The organism is Dietzia sp. SLG310A2-38A2, assembly GCF_014145095.1.
Taxonomy (GTDB): Bacteria; Actinomycetota; Actinomycetes; order Mycobacteriales; family Mycobacteriaceae; genus Dietzia.
The window spans coordinates 1-1,080 of record NZ_JAALDX010000468.1; the positions used below are offsets into that span (position 1 = coordinate 1).

The following is a 1,080-nucleotide window of genomic DNA, read 5'->3' on the forward strand; positions in this document are numbered from 1 at the left end:
GCGGCGGTCGAGGCGGGCCAGGATCCCGACCTTTCCCATCGACAGCGTCCGGTGCTCGCCGAGCCGTCGCCACAGCGGGCGCAGGGCCTCGCGCAGGTCCGTGGCCAGCGCGGTCGGGTCGGTGGAGTCTGGGCCGGTGGGGTCTGGGCCGGCCACAGGGTCGGTGATGTCTGAGCTGGTCGCGTCTGTGTTGTCTGAGCTGGCCGCAGGGTCGGTCGGGTCGGTCACCCGGGTGATTCTACAAGCCGCTTGCGCAATCTACTTGCGTGACCGGGCCCGGGTCCCGCGTCCGCCCGGCGCGCCCCGACGAGCCGCCCCAACGAGCGGCACCAACGAGCCGCCCCAACGAGAAGAGCGTTCCGAACACCTGCTCGTCGGCGGATGTGTTCGGAACGCTCTTTTCGATGCAGCGGAACGCTCGTGGCGTTGCGCGGGCGGGCGGGCGGTGGCTCAGTACGTCCCGCAGTTGACCGGCGCCGGCAGTCCGTCGATCCGGTCGGCCAGGTACTGCATCGTCCCGCCGAGGCCGGAGAGCATCGGGACCGCATGGTTGATGACCAGCCCGGTGGCCACCGGCGGGGTGTGGTCGATCGCCATCTCGACCGTTGCGCCCTGCGCGCACCAGTCGCGGCCGAGCCGCTGCGACTGGTGACCTGGCACCACGTCGTCGTTCACGGGGGACAGGATCCGCACCGGCGTGGTGGGTGACAGGCGGCCGATGCGCTGGCGCTCCAGGTAGTCCATGATGGCCGGATCCTGCCTGGCGATCTCACCGGCGGACTGGCCGGACAGCGTGAAGTTGGTGGTGCGCTGGTGGAAGAACTGGATGGCGGTCTCGCCGATGCACTGGTCGGAGGTGGCCGCCAGCATCGCCCGGCCGTGATCGTTGAGGTAGGCGTCGAGGATCTGGTCCATCTCCGGGTAGGCGTCGACGAGGCTGTTGAGGGAGTACCCGATCACGCCGGCGATCGCCGACCCGTCCGCCTGCTCGAGAGTGGCCAGGAGATCGGCGGGCGGCGATCCGGCGGCGGTGCCGACGAGGTTCACCTCGGCCGCGTACCGCGGATGCAGTTCGGCCGC

The 1,080-nt window shown here is 70.6% G+C and carries 1 protein-coding gene and 1 pseudogene; both read right to left on the reverse strand.

Annotated elements, in window-relative coordinates; translation table 11 throughout:
* Positions 1–228: pseudogene (locus G6027_RS15275) on the reverse strand (hypothetical protein); the annotation flags it as partial.
* A 222-nt stretch (positions 229–450) separates the two neighbouring features.
* Positions 451–1,080, reverse strand: a 630-nt coding sequence (locus G6027_RS15280; protein ID WP_241727175.1) for a lipase family protein, incomplete at its 5' end; no start/stop codon positions are given.